We start from the raw sequence: 13274 nt of genomic DNA, 5'->3' as shown, positions 1-13274 counted from the left end.
CTCTAGGGCGGGCCCAGGAGAGGGGTAGCAGGACGTGGCAATCTGGCTTGAACAAGGAGCCGAGGGTTTTGAGGAACGGTTCGCCGCCTTCCTCACGACGAAGCGGGAGGTTTCCACCGACGTCAACGACGTGGTGCGTGCCATCATCGAGGACGTCAGGGTGCGCGGCGACGCGGCGCTGGCGGAATACTCGCTCCGCTTCGACGGCGTCGATTTCTCCAGCATCGGCATGCGTGTCACCGAGGACGAGATTTCGGCGGCGGTCGCCAAGGTCGAGCCGGAGGTCATGGATGCGCTGAAGCTTGCCGCTGAGCGCATCGAGCGTCACCACGCCCGCCAGATGCCGAAGGACGACATCTACGAGGACACGCTCGGCGTCGGTCTAGGCTCGCGCTGGACGGCGATCGAGGCCGTCGGCCTTTACGTTCCGGGCGGAACGGCGAGCTATCCGAGCTCGGTTCTGATGAACGCCGTGCCGGCCAGGGTCGCTGGTGTCGAGCGCATCGTGATCGTCGTGCCGGCGACCGGCGGCGACATCAATCCGACCGTGCTTGCCGCCGCACGGATCGCGGGCGTGACGGAAATCTACCGGATCGGCGGCGCACAGGCTGTTGCCGCACTTGCCTACGGCACCGAGATGATCGCCCCGGTCGCGAAGATCGTCGGCCCCGGTAACGCCTATGTGGCTGCAGCCAAGCGGCAGGTCTTCGGCGCTGTCGGCATCGACATGATCGCCGGCCCCTCCGAGGTGCTAGTGATCGCTGACGCCAACAACGACCCCGACTGGCTCGCCGCCGACCTGCTCGCCCAGGCCGAGCACGACCGCGGTGCCCAGTCGATCCTGATCACCGATGATCTGCCGCTCGCCAAGGCCGTCGAGGCCGCCGTCGAACGGCAGCTGAAATCGCTCTCGCGCTCGGAGACGGCCGCGGCGAGCTGGGCGGATTTCGGCGCCATCATCCTCGTGCCGGACCTGAAGGCAGCCCTGCCGCTCGCCAATCGCATCGCGCCGGAGCATCTCGAACTCGCCGTCGATGATCCGGACGCGCTGATGGCCGGCGTGCGCAACGCGGGAGCGATCTTCCTCGGTCGCCATACGCCGGAAGTGATCGGGGATTATGTCGGCGGTTCGAACCACGTCCTGCCGACCGCCCGTTCGGCGCGGTTCTCCTCGGGCCTTTCCGTGCTTGATTTTGTCAAGCGCACCTCGATCCTGAGGCTCGGGCCCGGGCAGTTGCGCAGCCTGGCGCCGGCGGCAATCACGCTCGCCCGCAGCGAAGGGCTCGACGCGCACGCGCGATCGGTTGCGATCCGGCTCAATCTCGAAGGCTGAGCGATGGCCACGGGCGACTACCGGCTCTGCGACGTGATCCTCGACGAAACGATCGGGCGCTCGACGCCCGATGTCGAGCATGAGCGGGCGGTCGCCATCTTCGATCTCATCGAGGAGAATTCCTTCGAGCCGGCTGGCCATCCCGGCGGCCCCTATAAGCTCTATCTGTCGCTGGTCGACAGCAAGCTTGTCTTCTCCATCAAGACGGAGAAGGAGGAGGCGGTTGCGACCCATATCCTCTCGCTGACGCCGTTCCGGCGGATCATCCGCGATTACTTCATGATCTGCGAGAGCTATTACGAGGCGATCCGCTCCTCCACCCCAAGCCAGATCGAGGCGATCGATATGGGCCGTCGCGGCATCCACAATGAAGGGTCCCAGACTCTGATGGACCGGTTGTCCGGCAAGATCAGGATCGATTTCGACACCGCCCGTCGGCTCTTCACCCTGGTCTGCGTCCTCTATTGGCGGGGGTAGCCGCAATGGCGGAGGAGGCGCCGAGCAGCGGGAGGAGGGGGCCGGGTGCCATCCTCTTCATCTGCGGCATGAACGCGATCCGGTCCCCGATGGCCGAGCTGATCGCCCGCAAGCTCCTGCCGCAGGGCGTCTACGTGGCGTCCGCCGGCGTCCGGTCGGGGGAGCGCGATCCCTTCGTCGACGTTGTGCTGGAAGAGATCGGCCTTTCGCTCGGCAGGCGCCAGCCGCAGACGCTGGACGAACTCGAGGATGATTTCTTCGATCTCGTCGTCACGCTCGCGCCCGAGGCGCATCACGCGGCCCTCGAGCTCACCCGCTCCTCGGCGGTCGAGGTGGTCTACTGGCCGATGCCCGATCCGACGGTCGCCACCGGGACGCGCGAGCAAATCCTCGCCGCCTATCGCGAGGTGCGCGACCGCATCGAGCGGCGAATCCGCGAGGAGCTCGTGGCGACCGTATTGAGGTGAATGAGCATCTATTGAAACAAATTGCGAAAGCACGATCTACAAGGTTCACAAAACCGCGGTGATTGTGTAGTTTCCGCGCACATTTCAGGGTCGCAGACGACCTGAAGCAACAGACAGAAAGACAACCGCTCTATGGCAAAAGAAGAAGTCCTTGAATTCCCCGGTGTCGTCACCGAATTGCTGCCCAATGCCACCTTCCGCGTGAAGCTCGAAAACGAGCATGAGATCATCGCCCACACGGCCGGCCGCATGCGCAAGAACCGCATCCGCGTCCTCGCCGGCGACAAGGTTCTCGTTGAGATGACCCCTTACGACCTCACCAAGGGCCGCATCACCTACCGCTTCAAGTAAGCGGGCGATTTCAAGCAGGCAGACGCCCGAGGACCCATGGATCCGACACAGAAGCTGATACTGGCCTCCGGTTCCCCACGCCGCGTCGACCTGCTGATGCAGGCCGGCATCGAGCCCGCGCGCCTGATGCCCATGGACCTCGACGAAACGCCGAAGAAGGCGGAGCATCCCCGTTCGCTGGCGCGCCGGCTGTCGACCGAGAAGGCGCGTGCCGCCCATGATGCGGTCAAGGGCGATTTTTACTGGGACGGCTCCTACATCCTCGCCGCCGACACTGTGGTCGCCGTCGGCCGCCGCATCCTGCCCAAGGCGGAATTCATCGAGGAGGCCGCCTCCTGCCTGCATCTGCTCTCCGGCCGCGGCCACTGGGTGTTCACCGGCATCTGCCTCATCACGCCCGATGGTGCCGTCCGCCACAAGGTCATCGAGACCAAGGTCCGCTTCAAGCGGCTGTCGACCGCCGAGATCGAAGCCTATCTCGCCTCCGGCGAGTGGCGCGGCAAGGCCGGCGCCTATGCCGTTCAGGGCTTGGCCGGCTGCTTCGTGCAGAAGCTCGTCGGCTCCTATACCAATGTCGTCGGGCTGCCGCTCTTCGAAACCACGCAGCTTCTGGCGGGCGAAGGTTTCGACGTCCAGGCGGCGTGGAAGGAGGGCTGAGGCGATGGCGGAAGACACCTCCGGCGGCAAGGGCAAGGTCGAACCCTTGCGCAAGACGCGGCCCTGCCCGGAATGCGGCCACCCCTCGATCCGCGAGAGCTATCCCTTCTGCTCGGAACGCTGCCGCACGCTCGACCTTTCCCGCTGGCTCAAGGGCAGCTATGCGATCCCGGTCGCCGAGGACGAATCCCGGGCGGATGACGAAAACCGCGACTGAGGCCGCGTCGATCCGGCATTGAACTCATTGGAATACCTTGTTTTTCCGCGTTTGTAGCGAAGCTGTCAAAAAAGTGCCGATTGGTGCTGGACATGGCCGAACAAGATGCTATAACCGCGCTCGCTCCGGGGGACAAAACGCCCCTGCCGATCCCGAAAAGGATCGGGCGGCTTGCAAGTCGAGCCTGATGCCCGGATAGCTCAGTTGGTAGAGCAGCGGATTGAAAATCCGCGTGTCGGTGGTTCAAATCCGCCTCCGGGCACCATTTTTACTAATAAGACAGGGGCAGCCGTTCGATCTCCCGAATGACATCGGCGCACTTGATGTGTCGATTTTAAGCCCATGCAGCGTATTCATGCGCATCAGCACGCGTTCGGTTCCTTTCCAGTCTTTGGTGTGTCGCTGGGTGTATCGCGTGATGAACTGGAGTATGACATCGCCGAGTGTCAAAACCTTCGGTGCTGGCTCAACGTCGCGCACCTGGAACGTGCCGAGTTGGATGTCGCGCAGCAGCGATTGCGCCTTTTCGCGAGCGTCCTTTAGCGACAGCACCGGGTAAGTCCCCAGCTTGACGCGCCGTAGCACGCCGTCAATGCGGGTGGCGAGATACCAGACCTTTCCGCCCGTCCTCGACAAGCGGATCAGCAGTCCCCTGACCAATTCGTCGCGGATCTCGTACCGCTTGTCTTCAGCGGGAGAAAGATTATCGAGCAGCTTCGGTGTAAGTTTCTTTCGCATGACGCAACAATAAGGTTGCAACGTCCGCGTGTCTGCGTACGATTTGAGGCGGTCGGGTTGACGTTATAGTCCTTTGGGGAGCCAGTGGTCGATGAATATAGATGCTGCGCTGATTACAGCTGTAGGCTCACTTTTGGTCTCGTTTTTCGCTGCGTGGCTGACCTATAGAAATAGCTCACAGCAGCGGAAATTTGACAAGCAACTGGCTGTATTCGAAGGCGCTAGAGAAGATGAAAAAAGGCGAAAGGCAAAAATCGAACAGCAAAATGAAAAAGTATTCAATTCTATATCTGAGGTTGTTTCAAATATACAGCGGATACGTGATAGAATTAAATACGTCTGTCTGATCGATGACAGCGATGAGGTCCATAGGGTCTTTAAAGATATCGTGGTGGACGTGGACACATTTATACGGCTCCATGAAAAGTTGGTTTCGCTTGTTGGTGATGAGATGACGAAAGGTATCCACGATCTGAAAAACGATCTGATGTTGTTTAAATCAAAAGTGATTGGATCGAGTAGCGTGAGCAAGAAGTATCTGCTTGAGTTTGATACCTCCCTCTCTGAGAAGCAGATGCTGGCCAGGGACATAAGGATGTCGGCATATGAAAGGTACACAGAATTATAGAAGAAAAATGCTTATTATTGAAGATCACGTGCGAAATAGGGAGTATTACGTAGACGCTATAATGGCTTTATTCCAAGACGTTGTCGATATAAGTCAGACCGCGTATGCTGATAGAGCTGTTTCGATGATCGACAAGAGCTTTTTTTTGGTTATGAGCGATATTAACGTACTGGGAGGGACAGGAATTAGTTTTGTTCGGGAGCTTCGAAGTCACCCTGATTTGGCGCATATCCCAGTTGTGGCTGTCACTGCGCACGATTTATTGCAGCCAGAGTTCGCTGCTTCGCGGGTTCTTTTCAACGGCGTTCTCCTCAAGCCTGTTTCAATTGATGCATTGCGCGATACCGTGTCCTTTTTCCTAGGGAGGAATGACGGTTGAACAGCGAGCGGAATAAAAATGCGGAAATAGAGTCTTATAAGAACCCGTTTGTTCATAGGGCAATGGAATTCTATAAGAAAAACTATATTTTCATTGGAGTCCTTGTGTCGTGCGTTTTTATTTTCGCCGTATTGTTTTATCAGGTTAATTTGATCGATTTAAGTTTACTGTTTTTGCTTTTTTCTATATTTTGCGGCGTGGTGATAATCTCATTGTTTTTCATCAATGTAGCGTTTTCGGCGAATCTTGAAGGTGCTTATGCGGCTTATGAGAAGATAGCCGTTGCTAACGAAATGAGCAATGAAGCCCGAAGGCGTACAGAAGAAGCCAATATGGCGAAGTCCCGCTTTATCGCGTCCATTAGTCACGAAGTGAGAAATCCGCTAAATGCCATACTGGGTTATGCTGAAATAATGAAAAATGGCCTCTATGGGGAAATGCAAAGCGACAGATATAAATCATATGTATCTCATATACACGAATCTGGCACGCACATGCTTTTAATACTTAATTCTGTACTTGATATTTCAAAAATTGAGGAAGGAAAATTTACTCTAAAGGAGGAGGTTTTCGATGTGCACACGGTGATTGGTGATGCTGTTGCTATTTTTTCGGGGCGGGCCGAACTAAAGGGAGTGTGCCTTTATCAAGAGTATGGCGATCGCGGCAAAAAGATCTGTGCTGATAAAACAAGTATTCTTCAAATTTTGTTGAATATTCTATCGAATTCAGTAAAGTTTACCAAAGATGGCGGGTCTGTTTTCGTCAGGTGTGGATGTGATGAATACGGCGATCTGGAAATCGTAATTTCTGACACGGGAGTAGGCATCGCCGAGTCAGACATTCCACGTGTGTTAAGTGCATATGGTCAAGGAAGCTTGGCAATAAAGGATCCTGATACTGGAACTGGTCTTGGATTGTCGATCGTTCAAGCATTTGTAGCTCTCCATGGTGGCAGATTCAGGCTGAAATCACAGTTGAATGAGGGGACAGTTGTCACAATAATTTTGCCGGGTTCTCGAATATCTGCCTGAAATGCTGGTAAGCTAACAGTCCGAACCGCACCGGGTGTCTTATGGGAGCCGAGGACGCTGCCCTTGATTGCTTAGTCCTGACATCGCCTGATACGGGCTGGCTGGTCTGGCTGTAAGGTATTTAGCGCCTTACGCGACCGACACTCAACCAAATGAGCTAAGCTGCCACATCTCCCAGTTCTGTTGAAAATCCGTGTGTCGGTGGTTCAAATCCGCCTCCGGGCACCATTTTATTCCAGAAACAAACGTGATCATTTCGCGTTGCGCCCGATATCGCCTTATCGGCTCCCTGAATTTGTACTGTAGTAACATCTGAAATAAAGACCTATCGTATCGGCCTCGTTTCGCAGGAGGTTTCGATGATCAGGTTCTTTCCCTTTGCGCGAATGCTTGCCATTGCCGTTCTTGCCGGGGCCGGGGGTGTTCCGGCGGCAGATGCCGGCGATCGGTCGTCCGGGGCGCCTCTGCTTGCCTTCTATTCGACCGACCAGAGGCCGATCCAGACCTGCGCGGATGGCAGCGTGTCTTCCCGCGGCTGCCCAGCGGCGGGCGTCGAGGTCGCGACCGGCAATGAATGCCCGGCCGCCAGCGGCGAATACTGCAGCGATGAAACGCCCTATTGCTGCGGCACGCCCGGCAATTACTATTGCGCGACCGACGTGAACCACTGCTAGCGGCCTCAATCCTCCCGCATGGCGCGGGCGATTTGGTCGGCGAGCGGCTTGGTCAGGTAGGAAAGCGCGGTGCGTTCGCCGGTCTCGATGAAGGCTTCGACGGGCATGCCCGATTGCAGCACCAGTTCGCCGAGGCGGGCGACCTCTTCGCGCGGCATCGTGATGCGCACGGTGTACCACGTCTCGCCCGTCTCCCTGCTGGCGCTCAGATTGGCGCCGATCGTCTCGACCGTCCCAAAAATCTCCGGTGTCGTGCGCTGGTTGAAGGCGGAAAAGCGCAGCACCGCCTGCTGGCCGGCATGCAGCTGGTCGATGTCGGCCGGGCGCACGCGCGCTTCGACGACCAGCGCGTCGTTCACCGGAACGATCTGCATGATGGTCTCGCCCGGCGTGATTACGCCGCCGATCGTATGCACCGCAAGCTCGTGCACGAGGCCAGCCTGTGGCGCGAGAATGTTCACGCGCTTCAGTTCGTCGAGGGCGGCGACCCGCTGTTCGGCGAGTTCGGCAAGCTTGTTGTCGATATCCCTGAGCTCCGTCAGCACCTCGGCGCGCCGGTCCTGGTCGAGTTGCAGGATCTGCAGCTCGGTTTCGGTGATGCGTGTCGACGCGCGCGCGATGTCCGAGGTGAGCTGGCCCCGTTCGCCGGCGAGCTGCGCCTTCACGCGCTGGAGTGCGGCGACCTGTGAGAAAGGCGTGAGCTGCTTTTCGTGCAGCGTCACGACGCCCGCCAGCTCTTCGTCGATGAGCTTCAGCTCGTCGTCCTTGGCGGCGCGACGTGCAACGAGACCGTCCGTTTCCTGCCGGATCTGGCCGATCCGCTCGCGGAGCTGCGCCTTCTGTCCCTCGAGCGTACGCTTGCGAGCCCTGAACAGCGACTCCTCGGCCTTTGCGTAGTCGGCGACCTCCGGCTCGGAGAGCCGCACCCTCAGCTCGTCGGGTACCGTGATCTCCACCGCCTCGTCGCGTTCGGCGGCAAGCCGCATGCGACGTGCGGTCAGCTGGTCGATCTGCTTTGTGATCACCGCGAGGTTGGCGCGGGTGATCGTATCGTCGAGGCGGATCAGGAGGTCCCCGGCGGCGACCCGCGAGCCGTTCTTGACGTGAATTTCGCCGACGATACCGCCGCTGCGGTGCTGCACCAGTTTGACGTTGCCTTCGACCACCACCATGCCCGGCGCGACCACGGCACCTGCAAGCTTGCTGGTCGCGGCCCAGCCGCCGATCCCGAGGATGAGAACGGCGCTCGCCACCGCGGCGACCGTCATGGAACGGGCGATGGAGCGGGAGGCCCGGCTCTTGCGCGGACTGTCTGTCATGAATTCTCCGAAACGGCGCGGACCGTCGTCTTGCGCAGGACTTCGTCGCGCGGGCCGAAGGCGACCATGCGTCCCTCGTTGAGCACGAGAACATGGTCGACAGCGGCAAGCGCGCTCGGGCGGTGAGCGATGACGATCACCACCGAGCCCGCCTTGCGGGCGGCGATGATGGCATTGGTGAGGGCAGCTTCCCCTTCGGCGTCGAGGCTTGCATTCGGCTCGTCGAGAACGATGAGGAAAGGCGTGCGGTAGAGGGCGCGGGCAAGCCCTATGCGCTGGCGCTGGCCGGCCGACAGGATCGCGCCGCCGGCGCCGATGCGCGTGTCGTAGCCGTCGGGCAGAGAGAGGATCAGGCTGTGGGCGCCGGCCATCGTCGCCGCGTCGATAATCGCCTCCGCCTTCGCATCCGGAGAAAAACGGGCGATGTTCTCGGCAATCGTGCCGTCGAAAAGTTCGACGTCCTGCGGCAGATAGCCGACCGAGGAGCCGAGCGCTTCGGGATCCCATTGAGCGAGTTCGGCGCCGTCGAGGCGTACCGTTCCGCGGGCCGCCGGCCACACGCCGACGAGAACGCGCGCCAGCGTCGACTTGCCCGAGCCGCTCGGTCCGATGATCCCGAGGCCCTGGCCAGCCCTGAGTTCGAAGCCGATGTCGCGGACGATGATCGCGGTCGTGCCCGGCGCAACGATCGTAAGCGCGGCTGCGGTAATCGTCTGGCGCGGGGCGGGCAGGGCCATCGGCATGGTGCCGGCTTTCAGCTTTTCCAGAACGTCCTCGAGCCGGCGGCGCGCCTGCCGGGCGTTCACGAAGCCGCGCCACTGGCCGATCACCAGCTCGATCGGCGCAAGCGCCCGGGAGGTCAGGATGGAGGCGGCGATCATGGCGCCGGGCGAGGCGAGCTGGAGAATGGCAAGCCACGCACCGAGTGCCAGCACGCCTGACTGCAGGGCGAGGCGGAAGATCTTGGAGGCGGCGGAGAAGCCGCTGGTAACGTCGCCAGCGCGTCGCTGTTTCTCGATGAAGTCGACATTGGTCGCATCCCAGCGGGCGGCATAGGCGTCTCGCATGCCCATTGCCTGCAGAACCTCGGCGTTGCGCCGCCCGGCTTCCAGGTAGTCGGCGCGTCTTGCCGCGAGCAGCGAGAGGAGCCGCATCGGCTCCCGCAGCCTCACCTCGCTGGTGAGCGTCAGTGCGATCAGCGCGACGGCACCCGCGACGGCGAGCCAGCCGAAATAGGGATGGAAGAGAAAGAGGATGACGAGATAGAGCGGCAGCCACGGCAGGTCGGCGATCGCGATCGGGCCCTGGCCGCTCATGAAGCCGCGCAGCTGGTCCAGATCGCGCAAGGGTTGTGGAACGGCTTCCTTTTTCGAAAGTCGAAGAGGCAGCTTCAGGACCGCGTCGAAGGCGGGCCTGCCGAGCTCCTCCTCGAGCCGCTGGCCGATCTGCGTCAGGATACGCGAACGGATGATCTCGAACAGCGCCTGGAACAGGTAGAGCGTGACGGCGAGCAGCGAGAGCGCCACCAGCGTCGGCACGCTGCGGCTTGCCAGCACGCGATCGTATACCTGCATCATGAAGAGCGGCCCGGTGAGCATCAGGATGTTGGTCACGGCACTGAGGGCGACGATGCCGGCGAAGGCGGCTCGGGTTTGCCTCAAGGCCGCGGCTACCAGGGGGCGTCGCGTCTCTTGCAATGTGGCAGTCAATTCATCCCCCCGGCATTCTAGGAAATCGCGGACGTTCCCGCGGTCGGCTGCGCCAAGCTTCAGCAGAATCTCGCGAAGATTGCAATGGCCGCCGGCCCTCTGGGCGGGGCATGCCGCTCTCTTCCGCCATGCCGCCAAAATCGGGCGGAATTCAGATGAATGGGCTTGTCGTGCGACCGCGCGCCGCCCGCTTTGCTGACGCCGCGGAAGCATGACCTGGGGCCGGTGGCTCGTTCCCCGCGCGGCTGTGTCTGGCCGTGCCTATTCGTGGGAGCGGCCCATGACGACCGCGCCGATGATCAGCGCCGCCCCGGCGAGCATCAGTCCCGTCGGGACCTCGTGGAGCCAGACATAGGCGCCGATGAGCCCGAAGATGGGTACGAGGGTGAGCCACAAACCTGCGGCCGCCGGCGAGAGATACCGCAGGCCGATGAGGTAGAGCCAGAAGGCCAGCGCATACTGGATGACGCCCGAGAACGCCGCATAGGCGAGCATTCCGGGCGAAAGCGAGGCGATTGTCCCGTGTTCGAGGCCAAGGGTTTGCACGATCAGGAAAACGCTGACGGCAAAGACGAGGCCGACGATCTGTTGGGCCGAGGCGAGGGTGGCAGCGGGAAAGTCTCCGGTTACCTTCGACGACAGCACGACGTAACTCGCGGCAAACAGCGTCGCGAGCACGATCAGGCCGTCGCCGACCGAGCTTGCCTGTCCGCGTTCCAGCAGTGCTTCTCCGGATACCATCAGAAGGCCGAGGACTGCGATTCCGATACAGGTGATGAGCCCGAGTGGCGGACGCTGGCGCAGAAGCAGCCACGCCACCAGCACGATCAGCACCGGTTCGGACGCACTGATCACGGAGGCGCTGTTGGCGGAGGTGAGGGAAAGCCCGACCAGGCCGATCGTGTAGGTCAGTCCCGGCTCGAGGATGCCGATCAACGCGGCGCGGCCGATCCCGCTCGAGCGGTATCGCCAAGGCGTGTTCGGAATGGCGAGGAGCAGAAGTGCGGCGACGCTGGCGGTCAGCTGAATGACCAGCAGCGCACTTGACGATATCGTGTCGAGAAGGTCGCGGGACATGACGGTCGCAAAACCCCAGCAAGCGGCCGACCCGATCATCGCGGAAACGGCGATCCAGCGGCGCTTGCCCGGAGCCGGCGCAAGCGGGGTTGCAAGCGTTTCGCTCATCCGAACAGTTCCTCCCATCGTTCCTCGACCGGGCAGTGCTGCGGCACGCAGGTGTCCTCGTCGCACATCCGGCAATAGCGGTAGCCGTGTTCCTTCTTCGTCAGCAGGCCGCGCAGCATTTTGTCGAGGCAGCGGCCGAGAACGTCGGCCTCGGCGTCGGAAAGATGGGCGAGCGCCCGCTCGAGCACGCGGTCCCGTTGCCGCAATGCGACGAGCCGGCGTTTGGCTCCTTCCCGCGTGAGACGAAGCACCACCGTCCGGGAATCCTGGCCCACCTCGCGCCGGACGAGCTCTTCCTTCTGCAGCCGGTCGACGAGGCGTACGGCGCCGCTGTGGGTGAGGCGCAACGCCCTCGCCAGTTCGCCGATCTGAACGCCCGGATGAGCGCCGAGCATAATCAGCGCCGCCGCCGTCTCGCCCGTGGTTCGAAGAGCCTCGTCGACTGCCTCGCGGATGTCGTCCGCGAGGACCATAGCCAGTGCGCCGAGCATGTTTGATGTCTTTGTCATCCGCTCATGATAAGTATGTTGCGATCATATATCAAGCGCTCTCCGATGGTGCGGCGAGGAATTGCCGTATCTGTCGATTTATGGCGATTGAACGCCATTTCGCTGCGCGCATTGCAGGCATTTCATGAAATTACTACTTGACGTTTAAAATTATATGAGCAAGTCATTTATATGTATAGGGGCTTCTTGGGGGAATGATATGCTGATCGACCTGGAAACATATTCTCGAACACTATCTTTGCACGAACTGCTCGAACATGCTGAAAGGCACGAGCCGGGCACAAGCTTCGGTGCCGATATCGACGCTGCCAACGCCGAATTGCTCGACCCGCTGAAACGCCGTGAAGACCGCTGCGCGGCCTTCCTGAATTGGGCGTCGCGCCACCAGCCATGTCTCTTCGGCAGGCTTGGTGCACGCGGCATTCAGGGGATTGGCATCGATGTTTGCTGGATTGACGAGGCCGAAATCGCCCGCGGTGACGACCATGTCCGCGACAAGATCCAGAGGGCGAGGCGGGCCTGGAAGGAAAATGCTGCCGAGGGGATGGCGCACGGTTTTCTGATTATGTTCAACGGTCCGCGTCTCGCATTCTTGAAGCCGGGCCCGTCACTGCTGGCGATCTGCGAGCGGATTGCCAATCTCTATCTCGTCGAGCACGCTCCTATCGAGCGGGATGTGATCTACACAGAATCCCTGCCGCTACGTGATGGAGGCGTCGCTCTCTTCAAGGCCGGCATCAATATCTTCTACCCGTCGGCTCATCGTACCCGCAACCATGATCGGCGAATCCCCGGTGGGCTGATGATCTCGGTCAATAGCCCCGGGCATTGGGCGAATTCTCTGGTGAAACGTGGTCTTTCCGGGTCGCTGACAGAGGCGATCGACAGGGTCATGGAGACTGCCGTCCGGTCGATCGGCAATGGCGGTATCGGTCATGACGCTATGTCGAGCTGCAGCTGGCACAATCGCGAAGACGATCCTCGCGCGCTGGAAAGACGGCGGAGGCTACCGAAACTGCCTCGCTACGTGCCCGACGACTATTCGCAGCGTGTCTACGGGGCTCTCTATCACACCGACGTGCTGGTTCCGACGGAAGTCACACTCGACGGAACGATTGATCCCGACGTTTCCGCCTGCGAACACTGGCTGCACCTCATCCTCGACTACATTTCAGAAGCGGAATGCGCGCCGGGTCACGTGAACTATGCGCTCTTTCACGGACATCCGATTCCCGAGGAGGCGATGTTTCACAATCCCTGGCCACCGCGGCGTGCCGTGAACGCCCCTCTGGCGGACTATTGAGTCCGGGTGCGCCGCTGACTGCGTGTGCCGGTGTTCATGAAGCCGCTGCGCGGGCGCGGGCGGCATCGAGCACGGCACGCACCTCGTCGGCCATCACCGCCTCCCGGGCATAGCCGGCGGACGGGGTGAGCCCCGGGTCTTCCGCGCCGTCGAGCGGCATGTCGTCCTGCTCGAGATAGCGGATGATTTGCGCGCCTGCCGGCTCCTTCATCAACAGGGAAAGGATAGTGACCAGAAGCTCGCGATGGGCGTTCAGACGCCCTTCGATATCCTGACGTGTCAGTTCTTTCATGG

18 protein-coding genes and 1 tRNA gene are annotated in these 13274 nt (G+C 60.7%); 12 read left to right on the top strand and 7 right to left on the bottom strand.

Features of this window, described 5'->3' with window-relative positions:
• Positions 1 to 34: 34 nt before the first annotated feature.
• The 7 genes from hisD (at position 35) to NHF53_RS00575 (ending at position 3767) form a co-directional block, all read left to right on the top strand.
• The gene (hisD, locus tag NHF53_RS00605) at positions 35 to 1333 is read left to right on the top strand and encodes a histidinol dehydrogenase (RefSeq protein WP_252832678.1); all 1299 of its coding nucleotides are present in this window, start codon (positions 35 to 37) and stop codon (positions 1331 to 1333) included.
• A gap of 3 nt (positions 1334 to 1336) precedes the next feature.
• Positions 1337 to 1810: a UPF0262 family protein gene (locus NHF53_RS00600; RefSeq protein ID WP_252832676.1), complete on the top strand. Its 474-nt coding sequence runs from the start codon at positions 1337 to 1339 to the stop codon at positions 1808 to 1810.
• 5 nt (positions 1811 to 1815) lie between these two features.
• A complete protein-coding gene (locus tag NHF53_RS00595; RefSeq protein ID WP_252832675.1) occupies positions 1816 to 2277 on the top strand; it encodes a low molecular weight phosphatase family protein in 462 nt (153 codons plus the stop codon).
• A 132-nt stretch (positions 2278 to 2409) separates the two neighbouring features.
• Positions 2410 to 2628: a translation initiation factor IF-1 gene (gene infA / locus NHF53_RS00590; protein WP_004435948.1), complete on the top strand. Its 219-nt coding sequence runs from the start codon at positions 2410 to 2412 to the stop codon at positions 2626 to 2628.
• Positions 2629 to 2664: 36 nt separating this feature from the next.
• Positions 2665 to 3285: a Maf-like protein gene (locus NHF53_RS00585; RefSeq protein ID WP_112685402.1), complete on the top strand. Its 621-nt coding sequence runs from the start codon at positions 2665 to 2667 to the stop codon at positions 3283 to 3285.
• Between the two features lie 4 nt (positions 3286 to 3289).
• Entirely contained in the window at positions 3290 to 3502 is a 213-nt protein-coding gene (yacG, locus tag NHF53_RS00580; protein WP_252832673.1) for a DNA gyrase inhibitor YacG, read from the top strand.
• 189 nt (positions 3503 to 3691) lie between these two features.
• A tRNA-Phe gene (locus tag NHF53_RS00575) sits at positions 3692 to 3767 on the top strand.
• Here the strand turns inward: NHF53_RS00575 and NHF53_RS00570 are convergent.
• Entirely contained in the window at positions 3746 to 4240 is a 495-nt protein-coding gene (locus NHF53_RS00570) for an Arm DNA-binding domain-containing protein (RefSeq protein ID WP_252832672.1), read from the bottom strand. The genes NHF53_RS00575 and NHF53_RS00570 overlap by 22 nt on opposite strands.
• Positions 4241 to 4331: 91 nt before the next feature.
• Here NHF53_RS00570 and NHF53_RS00565 point away from each other — a divergent pair, with 91 nt between their 5' ends.
• The 4 genes from NHF53_RS00565 (at position 4332) to NHF53_RS00550 (ending at position 6955) form a co-directional block, all read left to right on the top strand.
• Positions 4332 to 4868 carry a hypothetical protein gene (locus tag NHF53_RS00565; RefSeq protein ID WP_252832670.1) on the top strand — a complete coding sequence of 179 codons (537 nt, stop codon included), beginning with the start codon at positions 4332 to 4334 and terminating at the stop codon, positions 4866 to 4868.
• Complete coding sequence (locus tag NHF53_RS00560) at positions 4846 to 5247, top strand: two-component system response regulator (RefSeq protein ID WP_252832668.1); 402 nt, start codon at positions 4846 to 4848, stop codon at positions 5245 to 5247. The genes NHF53_RS00565 and NHF53_RS00560 overlap by 23 nt, the downstream gene beginning before the upstream one ends.
• Positions 5244 to 6281, top strand: coding sequence for a HAMP domain-containing sensor histidine kinase (locus tag NHF53_RS00555; protein ID WP_252832667.1), 1038 nt, complete (start codon positions 5244 to 5246; stop codon positions 6279 to 6281). The genes NHF53_RS00560 and NHF53_RS00555 overlap by 4 nt, the downstream gene beginning before the upstream one ends.
• 359 nt (positions 6282 to 6640) lie before the next feature.
• Positions 6641 to 6955, top strand: a complete 315-nt coding sequence (locus tag NHF53_RS00550) for a hypothetical protein (RefSeq protein ID WP_252832665.1) — start codon at positions 6641 to 6643, stop codon at positions 6953 to 6955.
• 5 nt (positions 6956 to 6960) lie between these two features.
• Here the strand turns inward: NHF53_RS00550 and NHF53_RS00545 are convergent, their stop codons facing one another.
• The 5 genes from NHF53_RS00545 to NHF53_RS00525 all read right to left on the bottom strand — a co-directional run bounded on the left by NHF53_RS00545 (position 6961) and on the right by NHF53_RS00525 (position 12164).
• Positions 6961 to 8274 carry an HlyD family type I secretion periplasmic adaptor subunit gene (locus NHF53_RS00545; protein ID WP_252832664.1) on the bottom strand — a complete coding sequence of 438 codons (1314 nt, stop codon included), beginning with the start codon at positions 8272 to 8274 and terminating at the stop codon, positions 6961 to 6963.
• Complete coding sequence (locus NHF53_RS00540; RefSeq protein WP_252832662.1) at positions 8271 to 9935, bottom strand: type I secretion system permease/ATPase; 1665 nt, start codon at positions 9933 to 9935, stop codon at positions 8271 to 8273. The genes NHF53_RS00545 and NHF53_RS00540 overlap by 4 nt, the downstream gene beginning before the upstream one ends.
• Before the next feature lie 309 nt (positions 9936 to 10244).
• Entirely contained in the window at positions 10245 to 11168 is a 924-nt protein-coding gene (locus NHF53_RS00535; RefSeq protein WP_252832660.1) for a DMT family transporter, read from the bottom strand.
• Positions 11165 to 11677 carry a MarR family winged helix-turn-helix transcriptional regulator gene (locus NHF53_RS00530; protein ID WP_252832658.1) on the bottom strand — a complete coding sequence of 171 codons (513 nt, stop codon included), beginning with the start codon at positions 11675 to 11677 and terminating at the stop codon, positions 11165 to 11167. The genes NHF53_RS00535 and NHF53_RS00530 overlap by 4 nt, the downstream gene beginning before the upstream one ends.
• 232 nt (positions 11678 to 11909) lie before the next feature.
• On the bottom strand, positions 11910 to 12164 hold the full coding sequence (locus NHF53_RS00525; RefSeq protein ID WP_252832656.1) for a hypothetical protein: 255 nt from the start codon (positions 12162 to 12164) through the stop codon (positions 11910 to 11912).
• A 57-nt stretch (positions 12165 to 12221) separates the two neighbouring features.
• Here NHF53_RS00525 and NHF53_RS00520 point away from each other — a divergent pair, with 57 nt between their 5' ends.
• Positions 12222 to 12980 carry a hypothetical protein gene (locus NHF53_RS00520; protein WP_252832655.1) on the top strand — a complete coding sequence of 253 codons (759 nt, stop codon included), beginning with the start codon at positions 12222 to 12224 and terminating at the stop codon, positions 12978 to 12980.
• A gap of 34 nt (positions 12981 to 13014) precedes the next feature.
• On the opposite strand, the gene NHF53_RS00515 is transcribed toward NHF53_RS00520, so the two are convergent.
• The gene (locus NHF53_RS00515; RefSeq protein ID WP_114362488.1) at positions 13015 to 13272 is read right to left on the bottom strand and encodes a hypothetical protein; all 258 of its coding nucleotides are present in this window, start codon (positions 13270 to 13272) and stop codon (positions 13015 to 13017) included.
• Positions 13273 to 13274 lie beyond the last annotated feature (2 nt).

The organism is Ciceribacter sp. RN22 (assembly GCF_024054295.1).
Classification (GTDB): domain Bacteria; phylum Pseudomonadota; class Alphaproteobacteria; order Rhizobiales; family Rhizobiaceae; genus Allorhizobium; species Allorhizobium lividum.
Note: the sequence above shows the minus strand (reverse complement) of the source record. Positions and strands in the feature narration are given on the sequence as shown.

Excerpts from the sequence above, each read along its gene's own strand:
- NHF53_RS00600 (WP_252832676.1), top strand. The coding sequence starts at position 1,337 with ATGGCCACGGGCGACTACCGGCTCTGCGACGTGATCCTCGACGAAACG.
- NHF53_RS00595 (WP_252832675.1), top strand. The coding sequence starts at position 1,816 with ATGGCGGAGGAGGCGCCGAGCAGCGGGAGGAGGGGGCCGGGTGCCATC.
- infA (WP_004435948.1), top strand. The coding sequence starts at position 2,410 with ATGGCAAAAGAAGAAGTCCTTGAATTCCCCGGTGTCGTCACCGAATTG.
- NHF53_RS00585 (WP_112685402.1), top strand. The coding sequence starts at position 2,665 with ATGGATCCGACACAGAAGCTGATACTGGCCTCCGGTTCCCCACGCCGC.
- yacG (WP_252832673.1), top strand. The coding sequence starts at position 3,290 with ATGGCGGAAGACACCTCCGGCGGCAAGGGCAAGGTCGAACCCTTGCGC.
- NHF53_RS00570 (WP_252832672.1), bottom strand. The coding sequence starts at position 4,240 with ATGCGAAAGAAACTTACACCGAAGCTGCTCGATAATCTTTCTCCCGCT.
- NHF53_RS00565 (WP_252832670.1), top strand. The coding sequence starts at position 4,332 with ATGAATATAGATGCTGCGCTGATTACAGCTGTAGGCTCACTTTTGGTC.
- NHF53_RS00560 (WP_252832668.1), top strand. The coding sequence starts at position 4,846 with ATGAAAGGTACACAGAATTATAGAAGAAAAATGCTTATTATTGAAGAT.
- NHF53_RS00550 (WP_252832665.1), top strand. The coding sequence starts at position 6,641 with ATGATCAGGTTCTTTCCCTTTGCGCGAATGCTTGCCATTGCCGTTCTT.
- NHF53_RS00545 (WP_252832664.1), bottom strand. The coding sequence starts at position 8,274 with ATGACAGACAGTCCGCGCAAGAGCCGGGCCTCCCGCTCCATCGCCCGT.
- NHF53_RS00535 (WP_252832660.1), bottom strand. The coding sequence starts at position 11,168 with ATGAGCGAAACGCTTGCAACCCCGCTTGCGCCGGCTCCGGGCAAGCGC.
- NHF53_RS00530 (WP_252832658.1), bottom strand. The coding sequence starts at position 11,677 with ATGACAAAGACATCAAACATGCTCGGCGCACTGGCTATGGTCCTCGCG.
- NHF53_RS00525 (WP_252832656.1), bottom strand. The coding sequence starts at position 12,164 with ATGGTCGTCACCGCGGGCGATTTCGGCCTCGTCAATCCAGCAAACATC.
- NHF53_RS00520 (WP_252832655.1), top strand. The coding sequence starts at position 12,222 with ATGGCGCACGGTTTTCTGATTATGTTCAACGGTCCGCGTCTCGCATTC.
- NHF53_RS00515 (WP_114362488.1), bottom strand. The coding sequence starts at position 13,272 with ATGAAAGAACTGACACGTCAGGATATCGAAGGGCGTCTGAACGCCCAT.